This is a genomic window from Shewanella psychrophila (assembly GCF_002005305.1).
In the GTDB taxonomy this organism is placed as follows: Bacteria; Pseudomonadota; Gammaproteobacteria; order Enterobacterales; family Shewanellaceae; genus Shewanella; species Shewanella psychrophila.
On sequence record NZ_CP014782.1, the window covers coordinates 5,744,540 to 5,759,272 of the forward strand.

Consider the following 14,733-nt stretch of genomic DNA (forward strand, 5'->3'; position numbering starts at 1 on the left):
TATTATTTTAGCTTACTTAGCAATACTTGCCCTTTGTTTGATCCTGAAGTGATGTCAACTTCACGACTAGTACCCACATATTTAATTGCAATGCTGATATCAGCGACTGGCATTAATCCATGCCCCCTATCAGGCCACTCAATGAGACAGACACTGTTATCGGTGAAATAATCTCTAATCCCCATATACTCAAGCTCTTCAGGGTCACTCAAACGGTATAAATCGAAATGAAATAACTCTATACCATCTAATTCATAGGGCTCTACGAGGGCGTAAGTCGGGCTCTTTACCGCCCCTTCATGACCCAATGCTTGAATCAAGCCTCGGCTTAAAGTCGTCTTTCCTGCACCCAGTTCACCCGATAAGTTCAGTGTTAAAGGCGGGGTAATGACTTGCGCCAATCGCTTACCCAGATCCACTGTATCTTGCTCATTATCTAGAAAAACCTTAATCGATGCCATTGTGTTGACTTTACCCTTTCTATAGCTGTTTCGAACCCGTTACTTTATACCAAATTCCTTACCAGCTAAATAGGTTTCACTAACATTGCGACAATTCATGAATTAAAGATGATTAACCAGAGAACGAATATGTGGCATCAAATCACTTGCGAGCATACCCCGCTCTCCGGCAGTGACCGCTCGGTCAGCGGCCTCTCCATGAACAATAACCCCCATAATGGCAGCATCGAATAGGCTAAAACCTTGAGAAATCAAGGCTGCTATCACGCCAGTTAGTACATCACCACAGCCCCCGCTCGCTAATCCAGGGTTACCTACGGGGGCAACAACACATTTCTTCCCATCAAATATCAAGCTACCAGGCCCTTTTAATACAACAACCCCACCATATCGCTTCTGTATATTATCAGCCGCAGCAAATCTATCTCGCTCCACCTCAGCAATGGTGATCCCGAGTAGTCTGGCTGCTTCTCCACTATGGGGAGTCAATACCCAATTATTATTGTTACAATGCTCTTCACTCAACAGGTTAAGAGCATCAGCATCGACCACGCATGGTTTATCACTCAATCTCACAGCCTTGAACAGGTTGTAGCCCCATGATTGCTTTCCTAGGCCCGGCCCTATGATTAATGTGTTTGCCCATCCCAACCTAAGATACACTTCCATATCGACCACCTCACATCCCCAAAACATCAATTCGGGTCTATTAGCGTTGATGATGTTCAGATGCTCCGGCCTAGATAGTACAGTAACCAACCCAGTCCCTGCCCTCAAGCAGGCTTCAGCCGCCAGTTTAATAGCGCCAGCCATCCCCTTATCACCACCAACTACAGTGACTTTACCGGAAAGACCTTTGTGAGAGTCTCTTGCCCTGGGAAGGAGCATATCTGCTAACAAATCATTGGATACTCGAGTAACCTTAGATTCCGGAAAAAAGGCTGAGAGTCCAAGGTCTGCAAAAAATAGCTCGCCGACACATTGTCTAGCATGCCCTGTCAGTAACCCTTGCTTCACCCCGCCAAAAGTCATAGTCATATTAGCTTGAACAACACAGTGACCACTGCCGGTGTCGGCATTTATTCCCGATGGTAAATCTAGACTGAAGACCCATGCATTACTGCTATTGATTGCAGTAATGATGTCCCTGACTGGCGCTCTTATCTCTCCCTTCAAGCCTATACCTAATAAACCATCTATGATGACTTCCGCCGCAATTATTCTGCCCATATTCGGAGTATCTATGACACCGGCATTAGCCTTAAAACCATCACGAGCATGAATATATTCAACGGAATGAACACTAGCCCCCTTGGCATTAATATCTCTGGACACCGCCATCAAAGAGACATCATAGCCAGCTGCTAACAAATGTCTCGCACAGACAAAGGCATCGGCTCCATTATTGCCATTACCCACAAGTACTAAAATAGGAGTTTCGCTATTTTTTATTTTAACAATCTGACGGTATGCAGCATCACCTGCTGACTCTACCAGATCGATATAATTAGCACGACCACTACTCACTAGGCTCAGTTCTGCCTCGCTTATTTGTGAAGCCTTATACAGTTCACAGGGGAGTACCGAAGCATTTTCTAACATGACGTATCTTCCTCCATGGTCATTGAATACATTATATTGATATAAACTAGGTTAGTAGAGTTAGAGTCTAAACTTGCCAATAGATTCAGTCATTGTTATGCCTATTTAACTATGATTTGATCTCGAGCAAGAAATAGAGAATGTAACAATATCGTCAATAGTAAAACTAAAGAGGGGACTGGAGAAGAAAGTGACAATAAAAAATGCGTATAGAACTTTAGCGAGAAGTAATAAAGGCGCCATCAGACACCTCTATTAAATAACTTAATCTTCTTAGAGATCATCCATACGTATGCTGCTATGAACCAGTCTTTGTTGCTGAATTTTTTCAACACGTACAAGCTCATTTAACGTACCAGCAACATCCACAGAAGAAGAATGTGCGGCGGTTTCTTGTAACAGATCGATCAATCTGTTATCCAAATTCAAGTGCAGATCTAGTATATCCTCTTCTGACATATTTGCTGTCAAGACAGTGTCGTGACACCTCTTTATAAAATCTTCAAAAATAATGTCTTTATACCAGGTATCCAGCACTTTTTTAGATGCTGTATCTATATAGTTTTCCAGTTTTTCAGATACACCTCTCTGATGCTGCTGAAAATACTCGAGCATCATCTTTACTCTAGTTGAGTCCGCTTCCGTTTTCAGCCTGCTATAAAGCTTCGCCATCTCTCCTCGGCAAGTTGCAACATAACTTAATAGCTCACTTAGTTGTTGAAATCGCATATCTGCACTCCAAATTCTTGCCAATAACTGGCTAAAGTAATTACTTCTGAAGCTATTATGGGGATAAACATCCATGGAGTACTTGAACAAGCTCAAAGTTTGTTATTTCTTAGCGGGCTACATTAGATATAGTTAAAGAATTTCGCTGTTCATCACGCAAATAGCTAGAAGGTGATATAGATATAAAATAGCTAAAGAGTGAGATCTGTAGGAGGCTAAGCTAATAATGATGCTGAGAGAATAAGAATGTTGAGTTTTGGTAAGGAGAAAATTGGAGCGACATATCGGGTTCGAACCGATGACCTATACCTTGGCAAGGTATCGCTCTACCAACTGAGCTAATGTCGCTTAAAACTATTTATTCAAAGATTTTGGTAAATCTTTGAATCGAGATTGAAACGACATATCGGGTTCGAAACAAACAACCGATGACTTATACCTTAGTAAGGTACCGCCCTTTTGATCTAAACAAAGAGTCAACTGAGCTAATGTCGCGTAATCTTTTAAATTGGAGCGACATATCGGGTTCGAACCGATGACCTATACCTTGGCAAGGTATCGCTCTACCAACTGAGCTAATGTCGCAAATCTTTCGTTCGTACAACTTCAGCTGTTAACATCACCAAAGGTATCGTCCTTCACCTTTAGCAACTGAGCTAATGTCGCTTAAAACTTTTCTTAAAGACCTTGGTAAATCTCTAAGTTGTAATTTGGAGCGACATATCGGGTTCGAACCGATGACCTATACCTTGGCAAGGTATCGCTCTACCAACTGAGCTAATGTCGCAAATCTTTCTTTCGAACAACTTCAACTGTAAACATCACTAAAGGTATCGTCTTTCCACCTTTGGCAACTAAGCTAATGTCATTGAATCTGTCTTTACAACTTCACACTACACAAGCAGCAAAAGTTGAGGCCGCATTATATGAGAATTTCATATTGCTGCAACCCCTTCTTGAAAATAAATGTCTGTTTGGTCAAATTTTAAATACTTTTGCGCGATAATACTGCAATTCGGCAATAGATTCCTGGATATCCACTAGGGCTTTATGGGTTCCTTGTTTAGTAAAGCCGTCCATAAGCTCTGGTTTCCAACGCCTGGTCAGCTCCTTGATGGTGCTCACATCTATATTACGATAATGAAAGTAATCTTCTAGCTTTGACATATATCTGTTCATGAAGCGTCGATCTTGGCCTATGCTGTTGCCACACATAGGTGATGTGCCTCGAGGGACATATTGAGAAACAAACTCTATAGTCATAGCGATGGCATCATCTTCAGTGTACTGACTCGCGCGCACTCGCTTGACTAACCCCGACTCCCCATGGTGCTTTTGGTTCCAGTCGTCCATAACTGCCAGTTGTTTCTCGGACTGATGAATTGCAATTACTGGCCCTTCAGCAAGAATATTCAACTCTTTATCGGTCACTATTGTTGCGATCTCGATCACCCTATCGATCTCGGGATCTAACCCAGTCATCTCTAAATCTACCCAAATGAGATTGTTTGCATCTGCAACCATAGATCTGCCTTATTCTTCCTGTTTGCCTAAATTCAGGCTTTTTTGTTTAAGACCGTGTATCATACTGCTTTTTTAAGCTACACAAAATCACCTTATTTACGATGACAAACCTGTGAGTAAAAAGAAACCCCTAAGTCAGGGTCAAAGACGCCGTATGCGAGCCAATCAAGAAAAAAGGCTGCAACGGAAAGATTCAGGTAACAATGCCCCTGAATTACAGGATAGTTCACTTGAGCCAGAACAGCTCGGAACTGTTATATCTCGTTTTGGCCAGCATGCCGATGTTGAAACTGAAACAGGCCAAGTTGTGCGCTGTAATATTCGCCGTAATATTCAAAGTTTAGTCACCGGCGACAAGGTGATTGTACGATTAGCAGTGGATATTTCGACCGGAATAGCTGGCGTAGTAGAAGCCGTTCACCCTCGTCATTCGCTGCTCTCACGGCCGGACCTTTATGACGGCATTAAGATCATCGCAGCTAATATTGATCAAATTTTGATTGTCTCTTCGATAGTCCCTAGTTTTACCACGCAAATAATCGACCGTTATTTAGTTGCAGCAGAAGACACCGGTATCTCACCGATAATAGTCCTCAATAAGATCGATCTACTCACCGATGAAGATCGTCCTGAAGTAGAAGCTGCACTAAAACGCTATCAAGATATTGGCTATCAAGTCTACCAAATAAGCAGCCACACTGGCCAAGGCGTCGATGACATAAAAGCCTTATTGAATGAAAAAGTCAGTATTTTTGTCGGCCAATCTGGTGTCGGTAAGTCATCAATCATTAACGCCATGATGCCTGATGCTGAGTTAGCTATTGGCGATGTGTCTCAAAATTCAGGCCTGGGACAACACACAACCACAACGGCTAAGCTAATGCATTTTGCTAGTGGAGGCGATCTGATTGATTCTCCGGGAGTTCGAGAATTTGCACTCTGGCACTTGCCAGCCGAAAGAGTGGGAGAGTGTTTTATCGAATTCCGTGAATATCTAGGCACTTGTAAATTCAGGGATTGTAAGCACAAGAATGACCCAGGCTGCGCCATCACTGAAGCATTTAATGATGGCAAGATAGCAGTAGATCGATACAACAATTATCATAAAATCATCTCCAGCCTAAATGAAATGCGCCATGCTAGACATTTCAGAGCGAGTGATGAGTAAAGGTAAGTCGCAATATTTTTAAGGGAAGTACACGTGGATAAAGTAAAAATTGCATTGCAATACATCATGCCAAAACATTTAGTTTCTCGGCTTGTGGGTAAACTGGCAGCAGCTGAATTAGGTTCGATAACGACTACTGGAATAAAATGGTTTATTAAGCAGTACAAAATCGATATGAGTGAAGCTGCACAGAGTGAGCCCGAAGCTTATAAGACATTTAATGATTTTTTTACTCGATCCCTCAAGTCTGGTGTACGTCCGCTAGTACAAAACCAAGATTATATCGTCCATCCAGTAGATGGCGCGATAAGTCAGTGCGGTCCTATTAATGACGGACAAATATATCAAGCTAAAGGGCATGAATATTCATCACTTGCACTACTTGGTGATCAAGCCGATGATGCCAAACGCTTCGAAGATGGCGATTTTGCTACTATTTACTTGGCACCAAAAGACTACCATCGAATCCATATGCCAGTGAAGGGAACCTTGTCAAAGATGACGTATGTTCCCGGTGAGTTGTTTTCAGTCAACCCACTAACGGCTGCCAATGTTCCTGGTCTATTCGCCCGTAACGAACGTGTAGTCGCAATTTTTGAGACCGAGATAGGTCCCATTGCCATGGTATTAGTCGGTGCAACCATAGTAGCTAGCATTGAAACCGTCTGGGCGGGCACAGTGACTCCACCTACAGGGAAAAAAGTATTCACCTGGGATTATCCAACCGATGGCCCCGAGGCACTAACTCTTGAAAAGGGTGCCGAAATGGGAAGGTTCAAGCTAGGCAGTACGGTTGTCATGCTCTTCGCTAAAGATGCCTTAGATGGTTTTGCTGACGGTGTGGTGCCAAAAGCAGTGACCCGTATGGGACAAGCTTTCGCAAAAATAGAGGATTAATCTGATCTAAATAGCTTTTGGTCAGTATACGGAGTTGTAATGAACCAAACGGCTAGTAATAAACAATCGGGTTTATTGGAATTACACCTCGCTGTGCTACTATTTGGTGGCACAGCACTCTTCTCAAAACTAATCCCTCTCGGTGCATTAGACATTACTCTGCTGCGCTGCGTAGTCGCTGCTTTTGTTTTGGCCTTTATCGTCAAAGCCAGCAAAAAAAAACTATCACTCGACTCACCCAGAGATTATTTCATCGCCCTAGGCCTAGGCATTATCGTCAGCCTACATTGGGTTACTTATTTTGCCTCTATGCAGTTCTCTTCTGTCGCTATAGGTATGATAGCCTTCTTCACTTACCCTGTGATGACAGTCTTAATTGAGCCCATCTTCACAGGTAATCGAATACAACGCGGCGATATTATTAGTGGGTGCACCGTACTCCTAGGAGTCATACTACTCATCCCTGAAGCCAACCTGGGGAATGATATAACCATGGGTATAGCGCTTGGTATTTTATCTGCTGCATTTTTTACCGCTCGCAACCTACTACATAAAAAGTATTTTTCAGCCTACTCAGGCCCCCATGCCATGTTCTACCAAACAGGTGTAGCTGTCTTTTTTCTCGCCCCTTGGCATACAATAGCATTCAGTCAAATAGAACTGAACACTTGGTGGCTAGATCTCTTACTCGGGGTTATGTTCACCGCAGCTCCCCACGCACTATTTACTGCAGCCTTGCGTCACCTTAGTGCCAAAACGGTAAGCTTAGTTTCCTGCCTTCAACCTTTTTATGGTGCTGTTTTAGCTTTGCTATTCTTAGGTGAGCAGTTAGATATCAAAACGACAATGGGTGGTTTATTGGTTGTCGCAACGGCCATTTTTGAAACTCAACAGAATCGAAAAATAACCAAATAGCCCTTCTTTACTAGACTGGGGAGTGAGAGAATAGGCACCTGCCATGGTGGTTTCAATTTATATTTCTACTTTCTGATAAGAATCACAAAAAAACGTAAAAAAAAGAAGCTATATTTAGCCACTTTTATTGATAAGATATCCCTGACTCTTTCTCTAACTTGCATCCGAATATGCTTCCTACTATGCGCACTCTTTTTCTGCTTCTCATTGCATTAACCAGCTCTAGTTCAGTCTTAAGTTCTCCACTCGATCTTAATCAGCGCCTGGGACTTACTCAGCCAGCTTCGGCCAACTTAACAGCCGAACAGCAACTCAAAATTATTCAGCGTAGTATTGAAGAGCAAGTTTTAATAGAAAAAAATCATCTTAAGCTAATCAATAATTACCAAGGACATAAACTCAGCCTAGAGCGCCAACTGCAAGAAGCTAAATCGCCTCTCCCTTGGTCCAAGACTAATGACCCAACTCAGCAAGCTTCCCTCGCCTACTTAAGGCTGTCTGAACTCAAAGAGATAGAAGCTGAACTCAATACAAAGGCGACAGACTTAATCAAGCAGCATAATCAGTTACCATCTGATATGGCATCCGCTCGGCAATCATTGAATCAACATAAAAAAAATCAAATAGATAACTCTGACAGCAATCAAGATATGCTGCTTAAGGCGCAGCGCCAACTTTATATTCAGACCTTGGCAACATTAGAAGCAGAGCAGGCAAGTAGCCAAAAACGCATCAACCTTAATCAACAACAAATGTTGCTAATCAGACAGCAGCTATCGCAACAAGAAAGTCTAATAGAAGAGATCAATAAGGCCACAGCTAAACAAAGACAAAAGAAGACTGATGCCACCATAGCTAAGAGTCTTTTTGAAACTTCAACCGAGCAATCCCCACTGACTCAACAACTGAGCCAGTTAAACCAGGGTTATGCCAACAAGCTAAAGAGCCTCACTAAGGACACTAATCAGGCCGTTCTCGCACAAGAAGCTGCCGAAAACCTTTATCAAGTTCAAGCAAAGCAGCTAACTAACATCCAACAACAGGTTGGGCTGATCAAATTAAACTCTGCTTTCGGTGAGCGTTTTCTACAGATGCTGCAATCTCTACCCGCCCCGCCAAATCAGGATAAACTACAAACAAAAATAGCTCATGCTAGGCTGGCGAGATATCAACTCGAGCAAGAGCTAACGACAAACAACCAACGACTCTTAAACCATAAGCCTTTAACCAAAATTCAAATGAGACTAGTCACTTCCCAAAGTGACTTGCTCACTCAACTCTTGAAAAGCCAAGATCTTTATTTGAGTGAACTCACTGATTTAAGAGTGATATATGAGCAATTAACCCAACAGAATATTGCCCTAAAAAGCATTCTCAATGAACATCTATTTTGGGTACCAAATGCTAATTCCATAGATAAATTATGGGTCACAGATATTTTCCAAAGTGTTAAGTGGCTTATGGGCCAAACTTTTTGGCCAGACCTCTCCGCTTCCTTCGATGAACAGAGTGAATATTGGTCTTGGTGGATCATCTTGTTCGTACTCTGTTTAGTCGCCCAAGATTTGCTAACGCCTAAGTTTAAGTCTGCCATGGCCCATGACATCACATTTGTCGGTAATGTTACCCAAGATCTGTTTAGCTATACCTTCAGGGCCCTAATTAACTCTTTGCTCTATTGCGTGATTAAACCACTGCCAGTGATCGCCGCTGGCATCATCTTACTCCTATCTAGTCTAAACCTGACCGCAGCAATCGGCATGGGAGTGTTAGTTATAGGTTTACTCTATTTGCTCTATCGTTTTACTTACCTTCTCTCACTGGAACAAGGCTTACTCATAGGCCATTTTAAAGGTGAACAAACAATAATCAGGCAAGGCCAACTCAGGTTTAAAACCTTCATCATCATGGCGATACCTTTCTTGGGAGTCATGGGTTTTACCGAGTTTATCGACAATACAGTGTTGAGAAATAGTATTGGTCGAGGAGCCTTCATCATTTTCAGTATTTTCCTGTTTGATTTTTATAAAGATATCTTATCCCTATCTAAGAAAAACAAGCATCAACATCAAGATGACAAGAATAAGAAATTACTCCAAAGATTGTTGTGGGCGGTGCTGCTTCTCGTCCCTCCGATTTGTGCCATCCTGGCTTTTAGAGGTTATTACTACACGGCGTTTCAGGTCTTACTGCAACTTCAACTTTCCCTGTTATTATCCCTAGGCTTCATGTTGCTTTACCAGTTGATAAAACGTTGGATGCTCATCGAGAGGAGGCGCATCGCCTTCGATCGTGCCAAAGCCAGACGTGCAGAAATATTGCTTCAACGTGAACGTGAAGAAGATCCGCAAAATAATACGGATCCGCTCGACACCTATGAAGAACCAGTGGTCGATCTGGAAACCATATCCAGCCAATCCCTTGGGCTGGTCCGTTCGCTATTGTTGCTGGCTTTTTTGGCAAGTTTAGTCGGCCTCTGGACCCAGACTCACACCGCATTATTCTCATTACTCGATGGTGTGACTCTCTGGACCAGTAACTCTATGGTCAACGGCATTGAACAACTGCTCCCTATCACCTTAAAATCATTGCTACTCGGGCTAATCATAGTCGGCTTCTCACTGATGATAGCCACGAACTTACCCGGTTTACTCGAGCTCACCATATTACAGCGACTCGATTTGAGTCAGGGAACCGGCTTTGCTATCACCACAGTGAGTCGCTACCTTGTAGTATTTTTCGGTATATTGAGTGGCTTTTCAACCTTAGGAATGGAGTGGTCCAAGTTACAGTGGTTAGTCGCAGCACTTTCACTGGGTCTGGGCTTTGGATTGCAAGAGATATTCGCTAACTTCATCTCAGGCTTGATAATATTGTTCGAGAAACCGGTTAGAATTGGTGACACAGTGACCATCAGGGATCTCACAGGTACAGTAAGTAAGATTCAGATCCGTGCAACGACTATCATCGACTGGGATAGGAAAGAGATCATCATCCCCAATAAGGCCTTCATTACCGAGCAACTCATCAACTGGTCCCTCTCAGATCCAATTACACGTGTTATTGTCTACGTCTCAGTCGCGAGAGACTCAGACTCAGCCAGAGTCGAAGCGGCGCTATATCAAGCTGTACAAGGGTGTGATGATGCATTAGAAAGCCCAGAACCTGAGGTCTGGTTTGCGGGATTTGGTAAACACACCCAAGATTATGAGGTCAGAGCTTATGCCAAAGATATGAATACTCGCTGGCCTCTACGTCACAAACTACATAAAGCCATCAGTAAAAAGCTAAAAGAGAACCAGCTAGAACTCGCATATCCACAACTGGAAGTGCACATAAATAACACTCAGAATAAAGAAACTCAGGGACTAATCAGAAGCTAATGATTATTTTTGCTCATAGAGGTGCCAGTGGGTACGCGCCGGAAAATACCATGGCGGCCATGAAGAAAGCGATCGAATTAGGTGCTAGCGCCATCGAGTTTGATATACATAATGTTGAAGGTGAGCTCTACGTCTTCCACGACCGCCGCCTAGATAAGAAAAGTAATGGAACTGGCCTCATAGAAGAGGTGAGTCGCAGCTATGTTGACTCCCTTAGGGTTGATGGTGAACCCATCCCCACGCTTTGGCAGGTAATGAGCTACCTTAGCAAACATAATTGTCTGGTCAACATAGAGCTCAAAGGAATGAACTGTTTAGAGGTATTTATCGATACCTATCCTAAGCTAATCAATCAATTAAATGTTCCCCCTGAGAAGCTAATTATTTCATCCTTTCACCATGGATTCCTAGAGAAATTTCGCCTACATTTCCCTCATGCCTTTGTAGCACCTTTGTTCGAAGGTGTGGCTTTGGATTGTCAACAAACAACAAGTCAACTCGATGCCTATTCGCTACATTTGAGTCTAAGCTTCCTAAATCAAGATATGGTGACACAAGCTCAATCACGTGGACTAAAAGTCTTTGTGTACACAGTCGATAAAGAATCAGATATGACTCAGTTACAGCAAATGGGGGTAGATGGCATATTTACTAACTACCCGGATCGAGCAGCGAAGGTTCTGCAAGTTTAATCCTATGTAACAGGCAGTTCGCCAAAATTCGACTCCCATGAGCTGAATTCTTGTATAGCTAGCTTGTGTCTCACTGTGAAAAAGGAATTTGTCGCGCAAAAAATCAATAGCAACCTAAACTATATGTAAACTCAGCTAAATTTGCTTATGGCGTTGAGCCCAGACACCAATAAATATAAAAATGCCAATTACGATAAATAACAGCCAATGGGCCGACACTTGAGCTAAGTTTTTTGCAAGAATGGGACTGGCAGTCACAATTAATATCCCATAGCCGAATGCATTGATCAAAACAAAAACTAACGTGCGTAATATAAATGAACGCCCGCTTAACTTGCGGCTTAAAAGCCGATTTAAATCGGCACCAAACACAATCAACAAGCATGCAATAATGGCAGTTGCTACCTCATTGAGCCAAGGATAGAGCAAAGAGCCAACTTGATGAAATACTGAAATAATAGGTTCCACACTCAGGTCCTCCGATAGGATCTATAACAAAATAATTCAGTAGAATAGGGGCTGTAAAGATGAGATACAAGTTACTATTACTCACCAGTGATAATCAACGTTACAGATCTTTGCTAGAATCCTGTCACCTGCCAGAAATTGAAATTCTAGGTGATGAAACCCAGCACATATCACAAGCCAATATTTGGCTAGCAGAACCTTCTCTCGCCGCGCCACTGCTCCCCCATGGTAAGCATATGATCTGGATGCAATCGACCATAGCAGGCGTCGATGCCTTGGTTAAGCCACGCCAAAGAAAAGATTATCAGCTGACCAATGTCAGGGGAATATTCGGCCCCTTGATGAGTGAATACCTGTTTGGATATCTGCTTGCACATCAGAGAGAGCACAGCGTATATAGATCCCAACAAGCACAGAAAATTTGGCGGCCAGGCAGCTTCAAGACACTTAGGGGGCAGCATTTACTTCTACTAGGAACGGGGAATATAGCCAAACATATTGCCCAAACCGCAAAGCATTTTGGTATGCATGTCACAGGGATAAACAGAGGAGCTAAACCGACATTAAGTTTCGATAATGTCGATACACTAGCAAACCTCCCCCACTATCTAACTCAGGCAGACGCCATTGCCAGCATACTTCCAAGCACGCCAGATACGAGAGGGGCGCTCAACGCCCAGACTTTATCATTAATAAAACCCGATGGTATCTTATTTAACCTGGGAAGAGGAGACGTGCTAGATCTCGATGCCCTGTATTTACAGCTTAAAGAAAACAACAGCCAGCATGCAATATTGGATGTTTTTAATCAGGAGCCATTACCCCAACACCATCCCATATGGACGCTAGAAAATGTCATCATAACACCACATATTGCCGCTCCTAGTTTTCCTGAGCAAGTTGTCGAGATCTTTGCCGATAATTACCATAAGTTACTAAGAGGCGAGCGACTCTCCCATGAAGTGAACTTCGAGCGCGGTTACTAACCTCATTGGCTCCTCATAAGAAGTTGATAACATGCTCAAGTTAAATGCGCTGACGAAACCAATAACACTACATTTGCTTCTGACTACGCTTAAGAAACTGTTCAACCAGCATTTTCTGTGAATTGATATTATCTACAACCATATGATTTATGCCCACCATTTCATCACCTAGGTCATTACTCGAACCATTAAGATCTGAAATTGTAACCACACTTCGATTGACTTCAACAGCAACACTGGATTGCTCCTCTACCGCGCTGGCAATATGGTGAGTCATATCAGTAATTGACGCCACAGCATCCCTGATGGTTCGCAGTGCACTGCCAGCCTGATCCGCTTGTTCGGCACACAACTGAGCAGAATCAACCCCTTGGTGCACACTGTGTACAGCCTTGGCCGTCCCCTGCTGTAACAAGTTGATCATGGTTTGAATCTCTGTAGTAGATTCATGAGTCCTTTGCGCTAGCGCCCTCACCTCATCGGCGACAACGGCAAAACCTCGACCCTGCTCCCCGGCTCTCGCAGCCTCGATAGCCGCATTGAGCGCCAATAGATTGGTCTGCTCTGCAATACTCTGAATCACATCGAGCACTTTTCCAATTCCCTTGCTCTGTTCCTCGAGTTCGGTGATGACCTCAGAAGTATTGGTCAATTGCTCCGATAAAGATTGAATCGAAGATATGGTTTGAGACACAATTTTGTCCCCTGCATCGGCTTCTTCTGAAGCGGCCTGAGATGAAGTTGCCGCATCAGAGCAGTTAGATGCCATATCGCCAAGTGTAGCGGTCATCTCCTGCATGGCCGTTGCAACTTGCTCAACTTCTTTAGTTAATGAATGACTATTATTTTTCACATCTTCACTCTTAGCTACCGACTCCATCGATTTTTCGGCTGTTTGCTCACAAGAGTCCAACGCCCGGCCAAGCATGGCTTTCATTTCAGAGTTTTGCATCTGTAAGGCAAGATCTATCTGTGCCACATCATCGACATAACCTGTATACAGGTAAGACATCAAGGGGCTGGAATAGATACCTTTACATTTATCCACTACGGCCTTAAAACGTGCCAATACAAGGTTTCCGCCGACAAACAAGCCCATTAGAGTGACAAATAACAGCCCAAGACCCATTACACCTGATTCAATGGCTAAATACAGCATAGGCAGTAGAGACAAACCAGCTAACAGAGCTAGTTTCATCGGCAGGGTCAAAACACGTTTCAGCTTTGAAACCCCTCCCTTCTCGCTAAGCTCTTTATAAGCCTCTTCGGCTCTTTGCGTCTGCTCATTCTTAGGCTTAGTTCTAATAGATTGAAACTCAATCACCTTACCATTCTCGGATATTGGCGTAACAAAGGCATCCACCCAGTAGTGATCACCGTTTGCACAGCGATTCTTAACTAGCCCTTTCCAGGGGTTACCACCTTTGATTGTGCTCCAAAGGTCTTCGAAAGCTTGTGGTGGCATGTCCGGATGGCGGACTAAGTTATGGGGCTCTCCCATAAGCTCATTTAAGCTGAAACCAGCCACCTCACAAAAGGAATGATTCGCATACTTGATCACACTCGAAGTATCTGTCGTCGATAACAAGATCCAATCTGAAGGATAATCATAATTTTTTTGGGTAACAGGCAGGTTTTGTCTCATTTTTCACTCCAAAGAATGTTTTGTGCGATTAGTTCCATTCCTTTATCGGACCCAATCACGCACCTAGCAGCTCGAATTTTATTCAGGGTATTATAAATTCTATATCGAATAGTCAGAACCGCCAGTTTTTCCATCTCTCAGAAGTCATTCACACTTTGCTATAACATGTGGCAGAGATTCATATTTGACTTATACACTTTTGATATTAGCATTGAGAATCGTTTTCATTTATACTTCGGTCATCTTGTTAGGGGGACTTATTT

At 43.1% G+C, this 14,733-nt stretch carries 12 protein-coding genes and 4 tRNA genes; 6 read left to right on the plus strand and 10 right to left on the minus strand.

The window, feature by feature from the left end:
- Nucleotides 1–2: 2 nt before the first annotated feature.
- From tsaE to orn, 8 genes are all read right to left on the minus strand, one after another.
- Nucleotides 3–461 (minus strand): tRNA (adenosine(37)-N6)-threonylcarbamoyltransferase complex ATPase subunit type 1 TsaE, encoded by a 459-nt coding sequence (gene tsaE, locus sps_RS25030; protein ID WP_077754983.1) that lies wholly within the window; start codon nucleotides 459–461, stop codon nucleotides 3–5.
- 102 nt (nucleotides 462–563) lie between these two features.
- A complete protein-coding gene (locus sps_RS25035; RefSeq protein ID WP_077754984.1) occupies nucleotides 564–2,063 on the minus strand; it encodes a bifunctional ADP-dependent NAD(P)H-hydrate dehydratase/NAD(P)H-hydrate epimerase in 1,500 nt (499 codons plus the stop codon).
- Between the two features lie 273 nt (nucleotides 2,064–2,336).
- Nucleotides 2,337–2,792, minus strand: a complete 456-nt coding sequence (locus tag sps_RS25040; protein ID WP_077754985.1) for a hypothetical protein — start codon at nucleotides 2,790–2,792, stop codon at nucleotides 2,337–2,339.
- A 272-nt stretch (nucleotides 2,793–3,064) separates the two neighbouring features.
- Nucleotides 3,065–3,140 (minus strand) — tRNA-Gly (locus tag sps_RS25045).
- 49 nt (nucleotides 3,141–3,189) lie between these two features.
- Nucleotides 3,190–3,287: transfer RNA gene (locus sps_RS28365), tRNA-Ser, on the minus strand.
- Nucleotides 3,288–3,301: 14 nt separating this feature from the next.
- Nucleotides 3,302–3,377: transfer RNA gene (locus sps_RS25050), tRNA-Gly, on the minus strand.
- A 126-nt stretch (nucleotides 3,378–3,503) separates the two neighbouring features.
- A tRNA-Gly gene (locus sps_RS25055) sits at nucleotides 3,504–3,579 on the minus strand.
- Nucleotides 3,580–3,770: 191 nt separating this feature from the next.
- Entirely contained in the window at nucleotides 3,771–4,316 is a 546-nt protein-coding gene (gene orn, locus sps_RS25060) for an oligoribonuclease (protein ID WP_077754986.1), read from the minus strand.
- Nucleotides 4,317–4,428: 112 nt separating this feature from the next.
- Here orn and rsgA point away from each other — a divergent pair, with 112 nt between their 5' ends.
- The 5 genes from rsgA to sps_RS25085 all read left to right on the plus strand — a co-directional run bounded on the left by rsgA (nucleotide 4,429) and on the right by sps_RS25085 (nucleotide 11,371).
- Entirely contained in the window at nucleotides 4,429–5,484 is a 1,056-nt protein-coding gene (gene rsgA, locus sps_RS25065; RefSeq protein ID WP_077754987.1) for a small ribosomal subunit biogenesis GTPase RsgA, read from the plus strand.
- Nucleotides 5,485–5,517: 33 nt separating this feature from the next.
- Nucleotides 5,518–6,381 (plus strand): archaetidylserine decarboxylase, encoded by an 864-nt coding sequence (gene asd / locus sps_RS25070; RefSeq protein ID WP_077754988.1) that lies wholly within the window; start codon nucleotides 5,518–5,520, stop codon nucleotides 6,379–6,381.
- A gap of 39 nt (nucleotides 6,382–6,420) precedes the next feature.
- A complete protein-coding gene (locus sps_RS25075) occupies nucleotides 6,421–7,296 on the plus strand; it encodes a DMT family transporter (RefSeq protein ID WP_077754989.1) in 876 nt (291 codons plus the stop codon).
- Nucleotides 7,297–7,478: 182 nt separating this feature from the next.
- A complete protein-coding gene (locus sps_RS25080) occupies nucleotides 7,479–10,679 on the plus strand; it encodes a mechanosensitive ion channel domain-containing protein (protein ID WP_077755856.1) in 3,201 nt (1,066 codons plus the stop codon).
- The gene (locus sps_RS25085; RefSeq protein ID WP_077754990.1) at nucleotides 10,679–11,371 is read left to right on the plus strand and encodes a glycerophosphodiester phosphodiesterase; all 693 of its coding nucleotides are present in this window, start codon (nucleotides 10,679–10,681) and stop codon (nucleotides 11,369–11,371) included. The genes sps_RS25080 and sps_RS25085 overlap by 1 nt, the downstream gene beginning before the upstream one ends.
- 135 nt (nucleotides 11,372–11,506) lie before the next feature.
- Here the strand turns inward: sps_RS25085 and sps_RS25090 are convergent, their stop codons facing one another.
- Nucleotides 11,507–11,839 (minus strand): DUF3392 domain-containing protein, encoded by a 333-nt coding sequence (locus sps_RS25090; RefSeq protein WP_077754991.1) that lies wholly within the window; start codon nucleotides 11,837–11,839, stop codon nucleotides 11,507–11,509.
- A gap of 59 nt (nucleotides 11,840–11,898) precedes the next feature.
- Between sps_RS25090 and sps_RS25095 the strand changes: the two genes are divergently transcribed.
- Nucleotides 11,899–12,825: a D-2-hydroxyacid dehydrogenase gene (locus sps_RS25095; protein ID WP_077754992.1), complete on the plus strand. Its 927-nt coding sequence runs from the start codon at nucleotides 11,899–11,901 to the stop codon at nucleotides 12,823–12,825.
- Nucleotides 12,826–12,892: 67 nt separating this feature from the next.
- On the opposite strand, the gene sps_RS25100 is transcribed toward sps_RS25095, so the two are convergent.
- The gene (locus sps_RS25100) at nucleotides 12,893–14,470 is read right to left on the minus strand and encodes a methyl-accepting chemotaxis protein (protein WP_077754993.1); all 1,578 of its coding nucleotides are present in this window, start codon (nucleotides 14,468–14,470) and stop codon (nucleotides 12,893–12,895) included.
- Nucleotides 14,471–14,733 lie beyond the last annotated feature (263 nt).

Bases quoted from the DNA above. Each gene is read 5' to 3' on its own strand.
- sps_RS25075 (WP_077754989.1), top strand. From the start codon at position 6,421: ATGAACCAAACGGCTAGTAATAAACAATCGGGTTTATTGGAATTACAC.
- tsaE (WP_077754983.1), bottom strand. From the start codon at position 461: ATGGCATCGATTAAGGTTTTTCTAGATAATGAGCAAGATACAGTGGAT.
- orn (WP_077754986.1), bottom strand. From the start codon at position 4,316: ATGGTTGCAGATGCAAACAATCTCATTTGGGTAGATTTAGAGATGACT.
- sps_RS25100 (WP_077754993.1), bottom strand. From the start codon at position 14,470: ATGAGACAAAACCTGCCTGTTACCCAAAAAAATTATGATTATCCTTCA.
- sps_RS25085 (WP_077754990.1), top strand. From the start codon at position 10,679: ATGATTATTTTTGCTCATAGAGGTGCCAGTGGGTACGCGCCGGAAAAT.
- sps_RS25040 (WP_077754985.1), bottom strand. From the start codon at position 2,792: ATGCGATTTCAACAACTAAGTGAGCTATTAAGTTATGTTGCAACTTGC.
- sps_RS25080 (WP_077755856.1), top strand. From the start codon at position 7,479: ATGCGCACTCTTTTTCTGCTTCTCATTGCATTAACCAGCTCTAGTTCA.
- sps_RS25095 (WP_077754992.1), top strand. From the start codon at position 11,899: ATGAGATACAAGTTACTATTACTCACCAGTGATAATCAACGTTACAGA.
- sps_RS25035 (WP_077754984.1), bottom strand. From the start codon at position 2,063: ATGTTAGAAAATGCTTCGGTACTCCCCTGTGAACTGTATAAGGCTTCA.